Here is an 18,587-nt window from a genome sequence, read left to right as displayed (position 1 = left end):
GGCCTACAGCCTCCGCAGCCCGTCCTCCGTCATCGGCGTCGGGATCGCTTCGTCGATGGCGTCGATGCGGGCGAGTGTCTCGGCGCTGAGGACGAGATCGGCGGCGGCGAGGCTCTCTTCAAGCTGGGCGACGGTGGTGGCACCGACGATGGTGGAGGCGACGAAGTCGTGCTGCTTGCTCCACGCCAGCGCGAGCGCGGTGACGCTCACGCCGAGGTCGGCGGCGATGACTTGCAGGAGCGCCGTGGTCTCCAGGCTGCGCTCGTTGACGAAGCGTGCAGCCATGCGTTTCTGGCGCGGGCCGCCGTTTTGGATGTAATCGGTGAAGCGCGCGCCTTTCGGCAGGGCGCCGCCGTTGTACTTGCCACAGAGCACGCCGCCGCCGAGCGGGGAGTAGGGCAGGAGGCTCACGTTTTCCTTGCGGCAGACCTGCGCGAGCTCGCTCTCGCAGCGGCGGTTGATGAGGGAGAAGTTGTTCTGCACCGAGGCCATGCGGGCGAGGCCGTGCTTCTCCGCCTCCCAGAGGTTTTTCATCACGCCCCAGCAGGTCTCATTGCTGCCGCCCCAGGCGCGGATCTTGCCCTGCTCGATGAGCATCGTCAAAGCCGTGAGCGTCTCCTCCTGCTCCATGCCGTGGTCCGGCCAGTGTGTTTGATACAGGTCGATGTAGTCGGTCTGCAAGCGGCGCAGGCTGTCCTCGCAGGCCTGGAAGATCTGGCGGCGGTCCAGCGCGGTGAAGCCCCCGCGGATCGGCGGCCGGAACCAGCCGTGGCCGGGGCCGGTGACCTTGCTGGCGATGATGATCTCGCCGCGCGTGCGGCCCTTGAGCCATTTGCCCACGATCTGCTCCGTCACGCCAAACAGCTCCGCGCTCGGCGGCACCGGATACATCTCCGCCGTGTCAAAGAAGTCGATCCCCGCGTCGATCGCACGGTCCATGATGGCAAAGGACGTCTTCTCATCGGCCTGCAGACCGAAGGTCATGGTTCCCATGCAGATATCAGTGACGACGATGCCGGAGCGGCCGAGGCGGTTGCGTTTCATGCGCGGATGCTAGAACAGTCGGCGCAGTGGGCAAATAAGAATACGATTGGCGGATTCCTTGCTTGTCTCAAAGCATTGAGTTTCGTAAATGCCATCCTGCATGGCTCAAGAACATTCTCCTGCTCCCGAGTCCCCGAATTCGCCGCCGCCCCGCACTACCGGGGGCAACTGGCGCTGGGAGCCGCCGACGGCGGAGGAACTCCAGGCGCTGATGCCAGGTTACACGATTGAAAAGATCCTCGGCCGTGGTGGCATGGGCGCGGTATATCGTGGCGTGCAGATCAATCTCGACCGTCCTGTGGCGATCAAGATCCTCCCGCCTGGCGTGGAAAAGGAGGACCCCAGCTTCGCCGAGCGCTTCAAGAGCGAAGCCCGGTTGATGGCCAAGCTCAATCATCCCGCCGTCGTGGCCGTTTACGATTTCGGCACCACGCTGGGTGGTCAGCTCTACTTTGCCATGGAGTATGTCGATGGCAGTGATGTCTCCCACATGCTCTCCGCGCAGGGAAAACTGCCGCCGGAGCACGCGCTGGCCATCACCGCCCATGTGTGCGATGCGCTCGCTGCCGCGCATGAGCTGGGCATCGTCCATCGCGACATCAAGCCGGCCAACGTGCTGATCAACATGAAGGGTCAGGTGAAGGTCGCCGATTTCGGCCTGGCGAAGGTGGAGGAGCCCGGCACGCATGGCCTCACCAAGACGGGTTACGCCATGGGCACGCCGGACTACGTCTCGCCGGAGGCCCTCATGCTGGGAGGCGCCATCGATGGACGCGCGGACATCTACGCCGTTGGCGTCATGCTGTATCAAATGCTCACCGGCCAGATTCCGCGCGGCGCATGGCAGCCCGCCAGCGTGGTCGCGCCGGGCGTGGACCGTCGCTTCGACGCGATCATCACGAAGGCCATGCAGTATGACCGCGAGCATCGTCATCGCGACGCGATGGAGTTGCGGCGTGAACTGGATGTGATCCTCACGGTGCCGATCGTGCTCCATGACGCGCCTGCCCGGCCTGTGGTTCCTGAGAGCCAGGTGGCAAAGGTGCCCGGCCCGCGCAGCGCCGCGCAGAAGCCCGTCGGTAAAGGGCCGCAGCAGCGCACGACAGACCGTCCCACCCATGCCGCGGCGGGTGTTCCTCCGTCGAAGTCCAAAGCCCCGCTGTTCCTTGGCATCGGTGCCGTGGCCGCCGTCGGCATCGGCGTGTTTGCGATGCTCGGCGGTGGCAAGCAGCATGCCCCCACGGCATCCGCGTCCGCCGCGAGCGTGGCGACCGCTCCGCCTGCGACGGCACCCAGCACCCCACCCAAGAAGAAAAGCTCCACAGCTTCCGCGCCCAAGCCCATGCCGACGCTGGAGCGTGTTCCGCCCGGCGAGTGGGTGAAGGTCATCAACCGGGCCGAAGACCTGCCGGACGAGCTCCGCGCCCAAGGCGTCACCTTCAAGGACGGCTGGATCATTCCTTCGCGGCCCTGCATGTGGGTCGTGCAACCCAAGAAAAGTTGGAAGTCCATGAGCGTGCGCTTCCGCACCAAGGTCGTCGGCAATCGCATGGCCATCCCGATCATCCGCCACCACCCATCGCCGACGGACGAGGGCCGCGGGTACCGCTTCGACATCTCCCCCACCTCCATGCAGCTACGCTTTGTGGACGCCGCGACGGGCAGCATGGTGTCCCCGCCCCCCTATCCTCCGCCCCTGCCGTCCATGCCGGAAGGCTCCGAGCATTTCGTGGAGTTTGGGGGGCTCAATATCATGTTTGTCGGCCGTCTGGATGGCCTGTTCATGACCCGAGAGTTCAAAGACGCAGCAGGCACCTCAGGGGCCCTCTCCATCCTCCTGCAGGCACCCGTGCGTGACGTGGAAGTGGCGGACCTGCCCCTCCATCCCTCGAAAGTCCTGGAATTCCTCGGCATCAACGGCAGGGGCGAAGATACCCGCCCACCCGGTGCCTCTTCAGCCCCCGGGGCATCAGCGCCCGCCGCGCCTGCGAAAAAAGCCGCCTCCCCGCCTCCCCAGAAATCGCCCGGCACACCCGCCGTTGCGGGGGAAGCACCCTTCATCCCGGCCTCCGTGGCATCCTTGCTTCCAGGGCAGGCACCCCCGCCTGGCCATTGGGTGAAGGCGATTGCCAATGCCAAGGAACTGCCGGACGCGCTGCGAGTGCAGGGCGTCACGTTCAAAGACGGCTGGATCGTCCCCTCGCGCCCCGTGGTTTGGGGCATCATCCCCCCCACCGGATGGAAGGCCATGGGCGTGCGCTTCCGCACCCGCGTGGCAGGCGGCCGCGTGTCCGCCCCGCTGCTGCGCCGCCACGGAACCGTGGAGGCCGAGGGAAAGGCCTACCGCTTCGACATCACCCCCGCCGCCGCCCAGATCCAGTGGGTGGACCCGGACATCGCCCAGCCCGAGTCGCTTTTGCGCTACACATCGCCCATGCCGCCCCTGCGAGACGGCTCCGAGCATGCCATCGAGTTCGCGGTGTCAGGTGACTTGTGGGTTGGGCGGATGGACGAGGTCTTTCTGGCACAGAATCTCGAGCGCAAGATTGCCTCGGGTGGCGTCGCCATCCTGCTCCACTCCCCGGTGTGCGACGTTGAGGTCATCAATTTCAATATCTTCAACCAGGACACGGCAAGGCAGATCCTCGGGGTGAACAACGCCGGGGAGGATCTGCGCGCAGCTGGCGCTCCGGCAGCGGGTTCTGCGAAGTGAAACGGGCAGGAGTGTCCGCCTAGGACGTCGAGCCGCAGAGCTTCACCGCCATCGTGCCTGCGGCTCTCAGCGGCGATCTGACCGTGAGCCTGGGGACGAAGATCATCGGCAGGCTGTCCTCGCTGACGCTGGCCCTTCGGCAGGGAGGCTCGGCTGTCCGCCCCCTCTGTCTCAGGCGCCGTAAGGCGGCGCCTGGCGGGCGTTTGCCCTGATCACTCGTGACACGAGGGGTCTCTGTGCGAGCGACGAGGAGTGAGGGAATTGAGGATAAGTGGAGCGCACGCGTCCCGCGTCCTCGCGGGAAACCGGCCCCGGAGCGTCATTCATGGCGCGTGCTCTCGAGTTGCGAAAGGACGCCAGAAGACGCAATTCGGCGGGACGCCGAAGCGGGCACGCGTGCGCTCCATCGAAGCACGAGCCTCGTGGTGCCGTTCAGCGACGGCGAGGCGGGATTCCGAATTACGAGAAGTCGAACCAGTCGAAGATGGCGGAGAGGTCGATGTCGGGCCACTCAAGCCAGGAGAGGTCAATATCGGGCAGCGCAAAGGTGCCGCCCTTGGCGAGGTCGGTCAGGAGCTCTGTCTTCATGGCGACGTAGTCGCAGGCCTCGCCGGCGGCTTCGTGGATGGCGGCAAAGTCTTGCGGGGAGGAGAAGAAGCAGTAGGCCCAGCAAACGATGTCAACCGGGTAGCCGCAGATGTCAGCGGCACGCCGGATGTCGTCCGGGGCGTAGTAGCGGCGCTTGCCGTGGGTTTGGACCAGCTGCTGGCCGACTTTGCCGATGAAGGCTTTCTTGTCTTCGGGGCGGAGGTGGCAGGCGGGCATGGGCGGGGAGGCGGGCTAGCGTCGGTTTTTGTCGTTGAAGCTGGCGACGACGCGAGCGGCTTCGCGGTTTTCGGCCTTCGCTTTGAGATCCTGGCGCTGGTCGCCGTGGGTTTTGCCTTTGCCGACGCCGATTTCGATTTTGATGCGGGGGCCTTTCCAGTAGGCGCGCAGGACGGGGAGGGCGAGGCCCTTCTGCTGCGTCTGGGCGAGGAGCTTCATGATTTCGTTCTTATGCAGCAGAAGCCGGCGGGAACGGCGCGGCTCGTGGGTGGTGTGGCTGGCCTTGTCGTACTGCTGGATGTCGCAGCCGTAGAGCCAGACCTGGCCGCGCTCGACGCGGGCGAAGGCGTCGGAGATGTTGAGCTTGCCGAGCCGGATGGATTTGACCTCGGTGCCGCGGAGTTCGACCCCGGCCTCGTATTTTTCGAGGATGTGGTAGTCGCGCGGTGCTTTGCGGTTCGTGGCGATCTCGGTGGTGCGGATCGTGGCTGTGGGGTCGCGGCTCACGGCGGCGGTGCGCAAGTCTTGGGCTGCCTCGGGGAAGGCTCAAAAAAGAGGCTCCATGTGACCGGCGGACACATGGAGCCTGAAAGGAAGAGGGCTGTGGCCGGCCGGATCAGGCTCCGCCGACGGTTTCGAGGGTGATCTTGCCCTGAATGATTTCGAGGAGGGCGAGGTCGGCCTCACGCAGGCCGGGACGGCGCTCAACGAGGACTGCGTGACCAGCGGCGATCTGACGGACTCGCTTGGAGACCATGTTGATCAGGATGGGGGGATCTTTGATGATTTGCGCGGCTTGTTCGACGAGGTCAGCTCTCATGATGAAGAATTGGGGCTGGGATTGGGGGCGCAGAGAATAAGAGGAGTGGCGAGGGGTGCAACTGTTATGTTCCTGCATTTCCCCTTGCGAAACCGGGGGGGGTACTGTCTCATCGGCGCTCGATTTTGACTCATGAAGAAAGCGCTCATCACCGGCATCACAGGACAGGACGGCTCGTATCTCACGGAACTGCTGCTCGAAAAGGGCTATGAAGTGCACGGGATCATTCGCCGGGCGTCGAGCTTCAACACGGGCCGCCTGGAGCATCTGTTCCAGCCGGATTCGCACCTGCCTTCGGACAAGCTGCATTTGCATTACGGCGACCTGATGGACTCGGTGGCGCTGGTGAAGCTGCTCTACGATCTGAAGCCGGATGAGGTGTACAACCTGGGTGCGCAGAGCCATGTGCGGGTGTCTTTTGACGTCCCGGAGAGCACGGGGGACATCGTGGGCCTGGGCACGCAGCGAATTCTGGAGGCGATCCGCGAGACGGGTCTGGTGGGCAAGGTGCGCTTCTACCAGGCGAGTTCGTCGGAGATGTTTGGCAAGGTGCAGGCGGTGCCGCAGATTGAAACGACGCCGTTCTGGCCGCGCTCCCCCTACGCCTGCGCCAAGGTGTATGGTCACTGGCTGACGGTGAACTATCGCGAGAGCTACGGGCTGCATGCGAGCAGCGGGATTCTTTTCAACCACGAGTCACCACGCCGCGGCGAGACCTTCGTAACACGCAAAATCACCCGCGCGGCGACACGCATCAAGGTGGGCCTGCAGGACAAGCTTTTCCTCGGCAACATGGACGCGAAGCGTGACTGGGGCTACGCGAAGGACTATGTGGAGATGATGTGGATGATGCTCCAGCAGGACGAGCCGGATGATTATGTGATCGCGACGAACGAGACGCACAGCGTGAAAGAGTTCGTGATGGAGACGTTCGGCGCGCTGGGTCTGGACTGGGAGAAGCACGTGAAGTACGACGCGCGCTACGAGCGCCCGGCGGAGGTGGACCTGCTCATCGGTGATCCGGCGAAGGCGCGGAAGAAGCTGGGCTGGGAGCCGAAAGTGAAGTTCAAGGAACTGGTGAAGATCATGGTGGAGGCGGACCTGAAACTGGCGCAGCACGAACTCGCGGTGAAGAACGCGACGGCGGCAGCGTAAGACTCTGCCAACTCCAACCTCACGCACGCATACATGAAGAAGATCGGGATCGGCATCATCGGCGGCGGCCTCATGGGCCGGGAAATGGCGAGTGCGTTCGCACGCTGGTGCGCGCTGATGGATGTTGCGGTTCAACCTGAGCTGGTGGCCGTGGCGGATTTGGTGGAAGACGTGAGGAACTGGTTCCTGCGGATTCCTTCATGCACCCAGATCACCGGCGATTATCACGAGCTGCTGGCGAATCCTGCGGTGGACGTGGTCTATGTGGCTGTGCCGCACAACCTGCACGAGAAGATCTACTGCGACGTGCTGGCAGCGGGGAAGGACTTGTTTGCCGAGAAGCCGTTTGGTATCGACCTGTCTTCGGCGAAGCGGATTTCCGATGCGGTGTCGGCTTCGGGACGCTTTGTGCGCTGCAGTTCGGAGTTTCCCTTCCTGCCTGGAGCTCAACGAGTCATGCAGCATGTGAGGGAGGGCAGATTGGGACGCGTGCTAGAAGTTGTTTCCGGATTCCATCACAGCAGTGATCTTGACGCGACGAAGGCGGCGAACTGGAAGCGGAAGTCGGCGACCTGCGGAGATATCGGTGTGTTGGGGGATCTGGGCATGCACGCCTGTCATATCCCGCTGCGTTTGGGATGGCGTCCCCAGCGTATGTTTGCACAGCTTCAGAAGGGCTACCCCCAGCGGCCAGATGGCAGGGGAGGCATGGCGGAGTGCGACACTTGGGACAACGCCCTGTTGAGCTGCTGGACGCGTATCGGCGAGCACGATGTGCCGCTGCGCCTTGAGATGAAGCGCATGGCACCGGGAGAGACCAACACGTGGTTTATCGAGGTGCTCGGCACCGAGGGAGGTGTGCGTTTCAGCACGAAGGAGCCCAAGACGCTGTGGATCTTCGAGAATGGCAAGGAGCAGTTCTGGAAGAAGACAGATCTCGGCTTCGGCATGCCGTTCAAGACGGTCACCGGCGGGATTTTTGAGCCCGGCTTTCCGGACATGATTCAGCAGATGTGGGCGGCCTACTTGATGGAACGTGAGGGCCTGCTGGCAGGAAGGTGCGGCTGCGCCACAGTGGAGGAGGCGGTGGAGACCCAAGAGATCTTTGCCGCCGCGCTCGAGTCACACAAGTTGGGGATCGTGAAGGAACTTTGAGCCGCGCTGCTCAATTGCTAGGTCTGCTTCCCGCTGTCACCCGTTGAGATGATCTGTGGGTAGTCTGCGAGTTGAAGCAGCGGGATGCCGTAGCGGGCGGCGATGGCATCCGCCTCGGACTCAGGGTAGTCGTCACGGAAATACACTTCTTTGACGCCATAGGCGCAGAGCATCTGCATGCAACTGGTGCAGGGCTTTGTGGTGCAGGCGACGAGTCGGACGTTTCCACGTGTGAACAGGCTGCATAGGTTCACTTCGGCATGCAGCATGTATTTACGTCGTGCATCCCGGTCAGCCCAGAAATCTGGATCAGCGTTATAGCCTGGGGCGAGTCCGTTGTAGGCCGTCCCGATCACCCGGTTGTCCATATCAATAGCGACTGCCCCGACTTTGCGAAACGGATCCTCGGAACGTAGGCTGGCAACATGTGCAAGAGCCATGGCATACTCGGGAATGGTAAGTCGCGAGTTCGTTGATGGATGAATGTCATCTGGCATCAGAGCACATGAGCTCTGAGTCCTGCCACGTCAAGGAACGGGGACAAGGTTTCGTCGCAGATCCAATAAAATCAATTGAACATGTTTTAATGAACAGTTATTAAGGGCCTTTGACGAATTGTTGAACATCATGGCCGCCTCAAACTCAAGACAGGATCCGATCCTGAGACTTTTTAGCAGACTACGCAACCTCATAACGGCAGTGCCTGTCACAGATGCTCCCCGTAGGCCATGGGATAGCGCATCATCGCGGGAGATTCAGCTGGAGCTGGACTTTGGATTGCCAGATCACGTCGGCGAAAAAAGAGGTCCGACTTTTGTTTTTCTTAAGGAGGGGAAATGTCGGTTTTTTGACGAAAGTCGGCAGACATTTGAAAATCAAAGCACGAGTGTGTCAAAAGCGGGATAATTTTGATATGGACAAAGGCTGGGAAAATTGCTTGTATCATGGTTAATTCTCGTCCCAACCTCTCCCGTCATGCTGATTAACTACTCCCGATTCGTTTCCATCAGTTCTACTTTCTTGGTTACCGCTGTGACCGTCGCTTGTATGGTTCCTAAAGTTGCGGTGGCCCAATTTGGTGTTTCTCCTTCGCAGACCAGCAACTTTTTCAACGATTTTCGCAATCGCACTAGCCAGATGAAAAAGACTGCGCAGGCCGCGCGCAGTGGTGACGTTGTATATGATTATGAGAAAGGGGCTTATGTGAGCCAAGAGGACCAAGAGGGTTTCCAAAGTCTCCAGCAGTTGTTGCGTTCTGATCGTGAGATTTCCCAGCCGTCTGTGAGAAGTGGCAGTTCAGCTTTTGCTGCTCGCTCTGTTGGGGACTACACCAGTTACTCTGGACAATATTCTCAGGCGTTGAGTTACTTTGCGCCAACCTACACATCGGACCCATTTCTCTCTGGCAAGCGCAATTTGATGCTGGGACCTGTTAATATTGGATTGGGGCTCTACCAAGGATTTGAGTACAATAGTAACGTGAGGCGGTCTCCTATCGCAGTCTCAGACTTCATCAGCAGCACTTTGCTCAATGTTAGTGCCAACTATCGCCTCACAAGGAATAACGTGCTGAGTCTTACAGCCGGCATTGGAGTGGACCACTATTTTAACCATCCGGAGTTGGCTGCTTATGGCAACGGCAACTACTTGCTTAACATTCTTCCAGGAAGCACGTTGGCATTTGATATCAAGGCAGGTCCTGTATATATTACTATTTACGACCGTATTTCAGTTCGTCCCGCCACAAATAATGCGTTCGTTGGAGCGGCAAACAACAACAGTTTTGGTGTGTTTAACAATGATGCCGGCATCGCGGCGAACTGGCAGATCAACTCTTCATGGGCGCTTGCTCTGAACTACACTAACACGTATTCAAAGGCATTGGGGCAAAACAATGGGCAATTCAATCGCACCATGAATTCGCTGCATGCTTCACTTACTTACAGTCCAGCAGCAACATGGATTCTGGGCACGGAAGGTGGGGTATCCATTTTGAGTTATGATCAGCCGACATTGAATGACGCCACTATGTTCAACTGGGGACTTTTTGTCAGTGTGCCGCTAGGTAAGTCCACGATTGTTAAGCTTTCAGGTGGTCTGCAGGTTTTCGACTTTAAATCTCCGACCGTTTTTGCTCCGATTGGCCCAGGGGATAATTCAGACCTCAATAGTTACTATTATAACTTTAGCATTACAAACCAACTCAATGCTCGCTTCAGTCATACGCTTACCGTGGGTCACGAGTCGGCCATCAATCTGGCTTCGAATTTTGTGACCTCAGACTTCGTCAATTATGGTCTTTCGATGATTGCTTGGAAAGGCGGGCGTTTTTCACTCTCAGGCTACTTCGAACGTTCCCAACCTTCTTTTGTCAACTTGGCGTTCCCCGGAACTGGTACGAATCTCACGCAATTTGGCATCGATTTCTACTACACCCACCAGTTGACTTCAAAGCTTCGTATGGGGGCGGGTTACCACTTTGGTCGTGCTGATTACGCAACTATCGCTGGGCGAGATAATGACCAGCATGGGTTTTCATTTGATTTGAACTATACGCTCTCGCCCAAAGCGGGTATCAACCTTGGTTATAGGTACTTCCTGACTGATACCAGAGCAGCTGTCGCAGATTCTGCGCAATCACGGGTGATTCTAGGCTTCAACTATAATTTCTAACGGAAGGTTGCGGGATAGGTCTTATCTTGAGTGCTGAAGGAAGCGATTGAACAACGTCAGGTCATCTCGTCTCAAATGACGTGATACACTCAATTTCATTTATGATAAAAAGAAACCTATTTTTGTCCCTTGCGGTTACACTAGCCTTCCAAGGGATTCCCAAGGCTCAGGATCCAGGCTTTCGGGTTCCTGAGCCATCACGTGCTGTCAGGCAGGCTGCAGCAACTCCAACTGGCTCGGTGAATGCAGGAGCTGCGGTGTTGACCTCAATGGATGTGTTGGACAATAACCGGCCCATATCGGCTGGCGACACCATCAGTATTCGTATTTTGGAGGATCGACGTGAAGCCCTGCAGCAAACGGTGGCGGTGACAGGAGAGGTGCAAGCACCGTATGTGGGTTTGGTGAATGCCAGAGGAAAAACTTGTCGGGATCTGGCGTTCACAATTAAACGTGAGTTGGAGAAAAACTTCTTCAAGCACGCGACTGTAGTAATCGCAATCGACACGCTCAATCCGGCGGATCAAATTCGAGAGAGAGAGGTGGATCTCGAGTTTTATGTAATGTTTGGCATCGTGGTGAGGCAGGGGAAATACGATCTTCCCTCCAACGAGGACATTTCCATCAGTCAAGCCATCCTCCGGGCAGGGGGGTTTGCCCAGTTTGCCAATAAGGAAAAGGTAAAAATTATTCGTAAAACGCCTCAGGGTAACAAAACCATTCTGGTCAATGTCGATGGAATCATGCGGCAGGGGGATTTGGAGAGAGACATTTTTATCAGGAAAGATGATGTCATTATTGTGGAAGAGAAGACCGTGAATTTTTGACAGTTGTTCATGAGCCTCTTCCGATGGCCTCAAAACGAGGCCAACTAATTGTATGTCGTAGAAAACTAAAATCGAACACGTGGATCGACGGATAAATCCAATGGCATAACTGCCGTTTTGGGTGAATTTATGAGTTCGAAATTTACCTCGGAAGGCACCACCCAGTTAGGGACTCTCGGTGATACGTTGGTATCTTGGATCCCCCACCCCCAATCATGGAACAGAATCTCAATCTTCCTGGACAGGCGCAATCAAGCACCCTGAGCCGTATTCATGAGGCTTCGGCCAAATTTCAACGCTATAAGATATTGTTGCGTCGTCGTTGGTGGTTCTTACTGCTGACCGCGAGCATTGGTGTGTGTGTTCAGGCTTTGCGTATCACTGGGCGTCCTCAGGAGTTCCGTTCTCTCGCCAAACTTGTGGCGGGGGGGCAGATGGTCTTCAATGACAGCGTCACATGGCGTGAGCAGCAGGCGGACTTCTATGGAACCATTATCGAGACCGTTGAAAGCGCCGAGATGAAGCGGCGTGCGCTAGAGCGCGTTAGGGCCTTGAATCCTGATGTGAAGGATTCTGATGTGGAAATTCGTGTCGCTCAGACCAAGGGGTCGGCCATTTTCAATATTCTTGCGACGGGTTCAGAGCCCAAATACACCAAGATCTTTCTGGACTCCCTGCTCGATGAATTCATTGCTTTCCGGCAAAGCATTCGTGAGCAGGCGCAAGGCAAGGTCCTTCAGCAGTTCCTTCAGGAGGTGGTGACAAAGCAAAAGGTGATGGAGGAAAGCTTGGATCGCCTCACCAAGTTTAGGATGGCCAACAATATCATCACGATTACCAATGGTAATAATGCGGCGGCCACCTTTCTAAACAACCTGCAAGCCCAACGTGAGAGTCAGCGCACAACGCTTGAGGAGTTGAAATTGGCGATCGCCAATGTGAATGCAGCGATGGAGGCACGGGAACGAATGCTCAGCACAGGGGCTTCTCCAACGCCGGCGGGTAGTAAAGCGATGGATTCGACACAGCCATCCAGTGTTAAGTCGGAAACTTCCCCTGGAAATCGCGGTATGACGATGGCAGAACAAGATTATCTGCGCACCAAGTCGAAGATCACTGAATTGACGACCAAGCTCAATTCGCTTCTCATCCAGTTCAAGGAACAGCATCCCATGGTTCAGGATGTTACCGAGGAACTCGCAACTCATAAGGCTCTGTTGCAATCCTACGCAGATCAAATCCAACAGGAGATGCACTCTCAAATGGGGGATATTCAGCGCCGGGTACAAGTGCTGGATGCGCAGATCGTCGAGAAACAGAAGGAGGCTCTCGATTTGGGAAGCAAAATTGCCGAGGATCAAAAACTGGAGAAGGCGGCAGAGACTGCAAAGCTGGCTTACGAGAAACTGTTTGAAAAAGTGGAGCAGATTCAAAGCGTGTTCAATTCCCAGGCTGACTATGTGGCCATTCAGGAGCGCGCCACACCTGCATCTGAGAATGTAGAAGACTGGGTGATGCCGATTGTGATCGGACTCATCGCCGGCGTTGGAGCCGGTATTGTAATCCTGCTCTTGTTCGATCGATTGGATGATCGAATGAATTCCTTCAGCGAGTTCCAGGCCCTCTTCCCCGGTGAGGCTGTCCTTGGACAAGTTCCCGAACAGAGGAATCGTGGAGATGTTGCTCTTCTGCGCCCGAATGATGACCGCCACCTCTATGCGGAGGCTTTCCGCAATGTGCGTTCTTCCATTCTCTTCAAGAACTGGCAGGGCAAGCCGCCAAAGACCATTCTAATTACCAGTGCGGTGCCCAATGAGGGCAAGACCACCGTGACCTCCAATCTCGCCGTCACAATGGCGCTTGCCGGGGCGCGTGTGTTGCTCGCCGACTGCGACCTTCGCCGCGGTGGTGTCAGTGAACTCTTCAAACTGCCGTCCTCCCCGGGCTTGAGCGAGGCCCTGCGTGGCAAGCTGCACTGGCGTGATGCCGTGCAGGAGACCAGCACACGGAATCTCGACCTGCTCGCTCGTGGCGATGTTTTCGATCAGACATCCGAGATGCTGCTGTCAAAAACGGCTGAGGAGATGCTTCGCGAGATGGGCGAAGAATACGATTATGTCATCTTCGACAGCGCGCCGGTGCTGGTGGCCGATGACACAGCCAGCTTTGCGCCGAAGCTCGACACGGTGCTCTTTGTGGTGCGCATGTCTTCCACCATGGCGCGTCTTTCCGGCAAGGCGCTGGACCTGCTCTACGAACGTCAGGTGAACATAGGCGGGGTGATCCTCAACCGCTCCAGCTCGAACCTGAAAGAGTACACCTATTACAACTACGCCAGCTACTACTACGCTCCGGCGAAGACCAATCCGCAGCCGCAGGAACCGGCGGCGGCGAAGTCCTGATCCTCAGTGTAGGAATCGAACTCATCAAAAAAGGCGCGGGAGTTTTCTCCCGCGCCTTTTTTAATAGGTTAGTCGGCGATCAAGCCAGTTTGGCGAGCACGGCTTTCACCGCTTCGAAGTTTGGCAGGTCCTTCGGAGTGGCGGTTTGCTCGGCGTATTGAATGACGCCGTCTTTGTCGATCACGAAGGCAGCACGTGCGGAGGTGTCGCCGATGCCGGCCAGGCCGGGGAACACGACGTCATAGGCCTTGGTGGTTTCCTTGTTGAGGTCGCTGACCAGCGTGATGCCGATCTTTTCCTTCTGCGCCCAAGCTTCCTGCGCGAAGGGACTGTCCACGCTTATGCCGATGACTTCGGCGTTCAGATCGCTGTACGAACTGAGTCCGGCGGTGATGTCGCAAAGTTCCTGCGTGCAGACGCCGGTGAAGGCGAGCGGGAAGAAGAGAAGAACCGTGTTCTTGCCAGCCGGGAGCGAGACCTCGCTGAGGCCGGAGGCATTCTTGGATTTGAGGGTGAAGGTGGGGGCTTTGGAGCCAACTGAGAGTGCCATAAGGGTGGTGGGTGTGGGTTGCGTTCAGGCCGGTGGCCTGGAGTTAACGCTACCAAGACCAGACTGACCTGCAGGTCAATCTAACGTTACCGTCCCCTGGCAGGATGCCTCGGATGCTCACGCCAGTGGCATCAACTCGCGAATCGGCTCGCCAAAGGGCAGGATCGGCATCGGGCGGCCTTGGAAATCGTCAAAGGTGTCGTTCGGATCGATGCCGAGGTGCTGGTACACCGTTGCCCACAGGTCATTCGGACTCATCGGGCGTTCGATGGGGAACTCCGCGCGCGGATTCGTCGCGCCGATGATCTGGCCGGTTTGCATGCCTCCACCGGTGACGATGAATGACATCGCGCTCGGCCAATGGTCTCGACCAGGCTGGCTCACGCCGGTTTGGGTGCCGATCTGCGTGTTGATCTTCGGTGTGCGACCGAATTCACCGGTGATGATGACCAGCACGTCCTTGTCGAGACCGCGTTGGTGGATGTCTTCGATCAAAGCCGAGGTCGCCTGATCATAAACGGGCATGCGCCAGCGGGCGTCCGCATACATGTCGCAGTTCACCGCATGGCTGTCCCAGTTGTAGGTGCAGTTCTTCGGAATCTTCGTCGAGAAAGGGTTTTCCCAAACCATCGTGACGAATCGACAACCGGCTTCGACAAGACGGCGCGCCATGAGGCCGCGCTGGCCGTAGGTGCTGTAGCCATAGCGCTCGCGCACTTTGATGGGTTCCTTGGTCAGATCGAAGGCGTCGCGCACCTGCGGAGTGGTCAGCATGCCAAAGGCGCGCTGGCTGAAGCTGTCCATCGCCTCCATAAGACCGCTACGATCCATCTCACGCTTCAGATTGTCCATGCCCTTCAGCAGATGCATGCGGTCATCCATCCTTGATTCCATGTCGGGTGTGAGACCGATGTTTTCGACTTTGAAATCCTTCGCACTCGGATCGCCGACGACCATGAACGGCGACGCTGACGGGCCAAGGTAGGCTGCGCCCATTGAAAACACATCGATGCCACTGCGGCCGCGATCCACACCCGCGACGCAGGTCGGCATGGCCTGTCCGGAGCGCTGGAGCTTGCGGCTGATGATCGACTGCACCGAGGGAGCGTCATTTACAAATCCGACCGGCAGGGCAGGGTTGCGCCCGGTCATGAAACGCTTGTGCCCGCCGCCGTGGTCCGAGAACTCGTGGTGCACGCTGCGGATGATGTTGAACTTGTCCGCGATCTTCGCCTGCTTCGGAAACAACTCGCAGATGTGCGTGCCGGGCACATTCGTGCGGATCGGATTCAGCACGCCGCGGTACTCGACCGGCGCATTTGGTTTCATGTCATAGCTCTCGAGCTGGGACATGCCGCCCGGCAGCCACACAAAGATCACCGACTTGTCCTTCAGTTTGCGTCCCGCAGTTTTCGCGATCGTTTCCGCGCGCAGCGTGTCGCTCAAAGACCAACCGCTGAGCCCAAGTGTGCCCATTTGCAGAAAGCTGCGACGTGAAATCGGGCCGCCGCAGCGGTGTGTTGACGAGGTGAAGGACATGCGACGGCCAAGATACGCCCGTGGTGGCTTGGACTTTCAGCCCGGGCTCTCACTTCAAGCTCAAGATAAAAGCCTTCACATCCGCGAACTCCTGGGGCTTCAGCATGAGGTTCATCGGCGGCATGGGGCTGATTGGCGTGGCGGTGTAGCCTTCGGCGAGCTTGGCGTTCGGATTGATGAGGCTTTCGAGGATGTAGGCCTCGTCTTTGCGGCCCGCGATGCCGTCGAGCGCCGGGCCGACAGCGCTGCCCTGGCCTTTGAGCATGTGGCAGTTTTTGCAGGCGGCCACGGGATGCTCCCAGAAGATCTTCTCACCGCGTTTGGCATCGCCGACGAGCTTGGAAGGATCGTCGTCGTTCTCGACGATGAGTTCGCAAAGCTTCACGTCGTCGAAATAGACATCGCCCTTGCCGACGTGGAGGAGGTTGATGCTGGCCTTCGGGCGGTCCTTGCTGTTGAAGATGACCTCCACTTCGGTCCAGTCCTGATCGCGATTGAGTTTCGGTGAGGTTTCGGCGCGGCCGACGTGGTCGTTGAGGCTGGCCTTGCCGCGGAAGGCGTGCGTTTTGATCCAGGCGCTGAGTCGGTATTCGGTGTTCGGCTTGAGCAGCACATCAGCAAAGTAGCTCGTGTCCGCGTCGTCGCGGGTGATGCAGCGCATGGCGCGTTTGCCGCTGTGGACCATCTTCGGATCGGTGACAAAGCCCCACTGTGCAGCAGCATTGCCGGGCCGGTTGCCGTAGTCTCGGTGCTTCCAGGTGTCGCCGATGGGTTGTTCAAAACCGGGATTCGGCAGCAGATTCGGACCTTCTTTGAAATTCAGCGCTTTGTGTTTCTTGCCGAGCATCTTCGCCGCCTCGGCCAGCCACTCGTCGTTCTTTACAACAGGATAGGCGGCGAGCTTTTTGACGAGCGTCTGGATCTCCGGCGTCGTCGGAAAGTCCGCGAGCTTTACGAAAGCGGCGAGACGTGTGTGAAGATCGGGATCGGAGATGACGCCGGAGCCAAAGAACAAATCCTGCGCGTCCTTGTCACTGCCAAGAGCGCGGATCGCGTTGCGGCGGAGTTTGGCGTCTTTGGAGATGAGGGCGGCTTGGTGGGTTTTCGTGTCGACAATGCCAAGTCCATTAAGAGCCCAAAGCGCATGGATCGCAGCAGTTGCATCAGAGCTTTGATCCAACAGCATCTGGACGCCTCCACCAGAACGCCATGGTTGATCGACAACCAATCGTTGTGCGGTAAGTCGCCAGAACACGTTTTTGTCCTTCATTGCTGCTACAGGTCCAAAAGGATTGCTTTGCCTAAGATCATATTTGGAGGCTTTCACTTTGTCTCCTTTCGCTACAATCCGGTAAATCCTTCCCCGGCTGTGATCCCGCAGGTCATTCTCATGCGCGCCACCGACGCCTGTGGTGCCGACAAAGCCACCACGTTCCATGCTGGGCGTGGGGTTGTGCTGGATGATGAAATTTTGGAAATCGGCCACCCACACGGCACCGTCTGGGCCGACTTCGGCATGCACGGGGCTGTTCCACTCGTCGCTGCTCGCGTAGATGTTCATGAAGTCGAGCGCCTTCCAGCCTGCGCCGTCGGGAACGACATCGAAGAGAGAGACAACCTTCATCGTGGGCTCGCAGATCATCGCCTTGCCTTGGAAACGCTTTGGCAGCGCGTCGCTGTAGATGAAGTTCGAGCCTGCGGCGGCGGTGTAGCCACCGAAGACGTCCACCTGGCGGAAGTTGGGCGTGATGGTGTGGCAGGTATCGACCACGTTGATCTTCTTCGCGGTCATGCCGCGTGAGCCTTCGGGATAGGCGGTGGCGGGTATGCCGCCGAAGAAGATGGGCGCGCCATTCGCCGTGCCACCGAATTGATCACCTGCGTCGTTCGTGCTGTGCGCCCACGCGTTGTTGGTGAACTGATGCAGGAACTCCAACGCACTGCCGTCCGGTTTGAAGCGATACGTTCCCATGCTGAACTGATACTTCTTGCCGCCGACGTAGCCTTCGATGCCGGAGTAACCGACGCAGCCGTAGATCCAGTTGTCGAAGCCGTAGTGCAGGTTGCTTGCCTGCGCATGCGTGTCGCGGATGCCCCAGCAGTCGATGATCGTCTCGCGCTTGTCGGCCTTGTCATCGCCGTCCGTGTCTTCGAGGTAGATGAACTTCGGCGGTGCGGCCACGATGATGCCTTTGCGGGCAAAGACGATGCCGGTCGGGAGATTGAGTTTGTCGGCGAAGACGGTGAACTTGTCGGCCTTGCCGTCGCCATCGGTGTCCTCGCAGATTTTGATGCTGTCCTCGCCTTCGCCGTTCTCCTTGATGCCATGCGGGTAGTCGCGCGTCTCGACGACCCAGCAACGACCGCGCTCATCCCAGGCGAACGCGATGGGCTTCGCGATGTCCGGCTCCGACGCGAAGAGCTTCAACTCGCAATCCGCCGGCACCTGCGTGCGCTCCATGCTGGCTTTGACGCTCATCGGGAGTTGCAGCGTCAGCGGTTCGGGGCGCTTCTCGTAATTGGCCACCTGCGGGTGCTTCTTGCGCTCCTCGGGTTCGCGTTGCTTGAGGAAGGCTTCGTAGTCGGCTTTGCGTTCGGCGGAGAGTTTGGAAAGGATGGCGTCTTTGCTCAGATCGCTGCCGGCTTTGACGACGAGATCGTAGTTTTCAGAAGGCAGTTCTTCCTTGGCGTAATCAAACCAGATCGCATCGCGGCCGAGATCACGCATGGCGGCGTGCAGCGGGCCGACGGCGGTTTGCTCTTTGCCCGCGGGATCGAGGTAAAGCACGCGGATGGGGCCGGTCGGCGCGGCGTGGGCCGAAACGGCGGCAAGGAGAGCAAAGAAGAATGTCTTCATGGTCGGTGGTGTGGGAGTTTCGCCTCA

At 58.6% G+C, this 18,587-nt stretch carries 14 protein-coding genes; 6 read left to right on the top strand and 8 right to left on the bottom strand.

Going from position 1 to position 18,587, the window contains the following annotated elements; all coding sequences use genetic code 11:
• Positions 1–3: 3 nt before the first annotated feature.
• A complete protein-coding gene (locus KDL09_RS06610) occupies positions 4–1,044 on the bottom strand; it encodes an aldo/keto reductase (RefSeq protein ID WP_294382949.1) in 1,041 nt (346 codons plus the stop codon).
• A gap of 100 nt (positions 1,045–1,144) precedes the next feature.
• Here KDL09_RS06610 and KDL09_RS06605 point away from each other — a divergent pair, with 100 nt between their 5' ends.
• Complete coding sequence (locus tag KDL09_RS06605) at positions 1,145–3,757, top strand: serine/threonine-protein kinase (RefSeq protein ID WP_294382947.1); 2,613 nt, start codon at positions 1,145–1,147, stop codon at positions 3,755–3,757.
• A 459-nt stretch (positions 3,758–4,216) separates the two neighbouring features.
• On the opposite strand, the gene KDL09_RS06600 is transcribed toward KDL09_RS06605, so the two are convergent.
• The 3 genes from KDL09_RS06600 to KDL09_RS06590 form a co-directional block, all read right to left on the bottom strand.
• Complete coding sequence (locus KDL09_RS06600; RefSeq protein WP_294382946.1) at positions 4,217–4,582, bottom strand: hypothetical protein; 366 nt, start codon at positions 4,580–4,582, stop codon at positions 4,217–4,219.
• A 15-nt stretch (positions 4,583–4,597) separates the two neighbouring features.
• The gene (gene smpB, locus KDL09_RS06595; protein ID WP_294382944.1) at positions 4,598–5,089 is read right to left on the bottom strand and encodes an SsrA-binding protein SmpB; all 492 of its coding nucleotides are present in this window, start codon (positions 5,087–5,089) and stop codon (positions 4,598–4,600) included.
• A 109-nt stretch (positions 5,090–5,198) separates the two neighbouring features.
• Positions 5,199–5,402 carry a DNA-directed RNA polymerase subunit omega gene (locus KDL09_RS06590; protein WP_294382942.1) on the bottom strand — a complete coding sequence of 68 codons (204 nt, stop codon included), beginning with the start codon at positions 5,400–5,402 and terminating at the stop codon, positions 5,199–5,201.
• Positions 5,403–5,534: 132 nt separating this feature from the next.
• Here KDL09_RS06590 and gmd point away from each other — a divergent pair, with 132 nt between their 5' ends.
• Both gmd and KDL09_RS06580 read left to right on the top strand, forming a co-directional pair.
• On the top strand, positions 5,535–6,557 hold the full coding sequence (gene gmd / locus KDL09_RS06585) for a GDP-mannose 4,6-dehydratase (protein WP_294382940.1): 1,023 nt from the start codon (positions 5,535–5,537) through the stop codon (positions 6,555–6,557).
• 33 nt (positions 6,558–6,590) lie between these two features.
• Complete coding sequence (locus KDL09_RS06580; protein ID WP_294382938.1) at positions 6,591–7,712, top strand: Gfo/Idh/MocA family oxidoreductase; 1,122 nt, start codon at positions 6,591–6,593, stop codon at positions 7,710–7,712.
• Between the two features lie 17 nt (positions 7,713–7,729).
• Here KDL09_RS06580 and KDL09_RS06575 read toward each other — a convergent pair whose 3' ends face one another.
• Entirely contained in the window at positions 7,730–8,152 is a 423-nt protein-coding gene (locus KDL09_RS06575; RefSeq protein WP_294382935.1) for a deoxycytidylate deaminase, read from the bottom strand.
• Between the two features lie 535 nt (positions 8,153–8,687).
• Between KDL09_RS06575 and KDL09_RS06570 the strand changes: the two genes are divergently transcribed.
• The 3 genes from KDL09_RS06570 (at position 8,688) to KDL09_RS06560 (ending at position 13,614) form a co-directional block, all read left to right on the top strand.
• On the top strand, positions 8,688–10,385 hold the full coding sequence (locus tag KDL09_RS06570; protein ID WP_294382934.1) for a hypothetical protein: 1,698 nt from the start codon (positions 8,688–8,690) through the stop codon (positions 10,383–10,385).
• 101 nt (positions 10,386–10,486) lie between these two features.
• The gene (locus KDL09_RS06565) at positions 10,487–11,212 is read left to right on the top strand and encodes a polysaccharide biosynthesis/export family protein (protein WP_294382931.1); all 726 of its coding nucleotides are present in this window, start codon (positions 10,487–10,489) and stop codon (positions 11,210–11,212) included.
• 215 nt (positions 11,213–11,427) lie between these two features.
• Entirely contained in the window at positions 11,428–13,614 is a 2,187-nt protein-coding gene (locus KDL09_RS06560; RefSeq protein WP_294382929.1) for a polysaccharide biosynthesis tyrosine autokinase, read from the top strand.
• 79 nt (positions 13,615–13,693) lie between these two features.
• On the opposite strand, the gene KDL09_RS06555 is transcribed toward KDL09_RS06560, so the two are convergent.
• The 3 genes from KDL09_RS06555 to KDL09_RS06545 all read right to left on the bottom strand — a co-directional run bounded on the left by KDL09_RS06555 (position 13,694) and on the right by KDL09_RS06545 (position 18,560).
• A complete protein-coding gene (locus KDL09_RS06555; protein ID WP_294382928.1) occupies positions 13,694–14,164 on the bottom strand; it encodes a redoxin domain-containing protein in 471 nt (156 codons plus the stop codon).
• 117 nt (positions 14,165–14,281) lie between these two features.
• On the bottom strand, positions 14,282–15,703 hold the full coding sequence (locus KDL09_RS06550; RefSeq protein ID WP_294382926.1) for a DUF1501 domain-containing protein: 1,422 nt from the start codon (positions 15,701–15,703) through the stop codon (positions 14,282–14,284).
• 49 nt (positions 15,704–15,752) lie between these two features.
• Entirely contained in the window at positions 15,753–18,560 is a 2,808-nt protein-coding gene (locus tag KDL09_RS06545; protein WP_294382924.1) for a PVC-type heme-binding CxxCH protein, read from the bottom strand.
• Between the last annotated feature and the right edge of the window lie 27 nt (positions 18,561–18,587).

Source organism: Prosthecobacter sp. (genome assembly GCF_020439865.1).
Lineage (GTDB): Bacteria > Verrucomicrobiota > Verrucomicrobiia > Verrucomicrobiales > Verrucomicrobiaceae > Prosthecobacter.
Note: the sequence above shows the minus strand (reverse complement) of the source record. Positions and strands in the feature narration are given on the sequence as shown.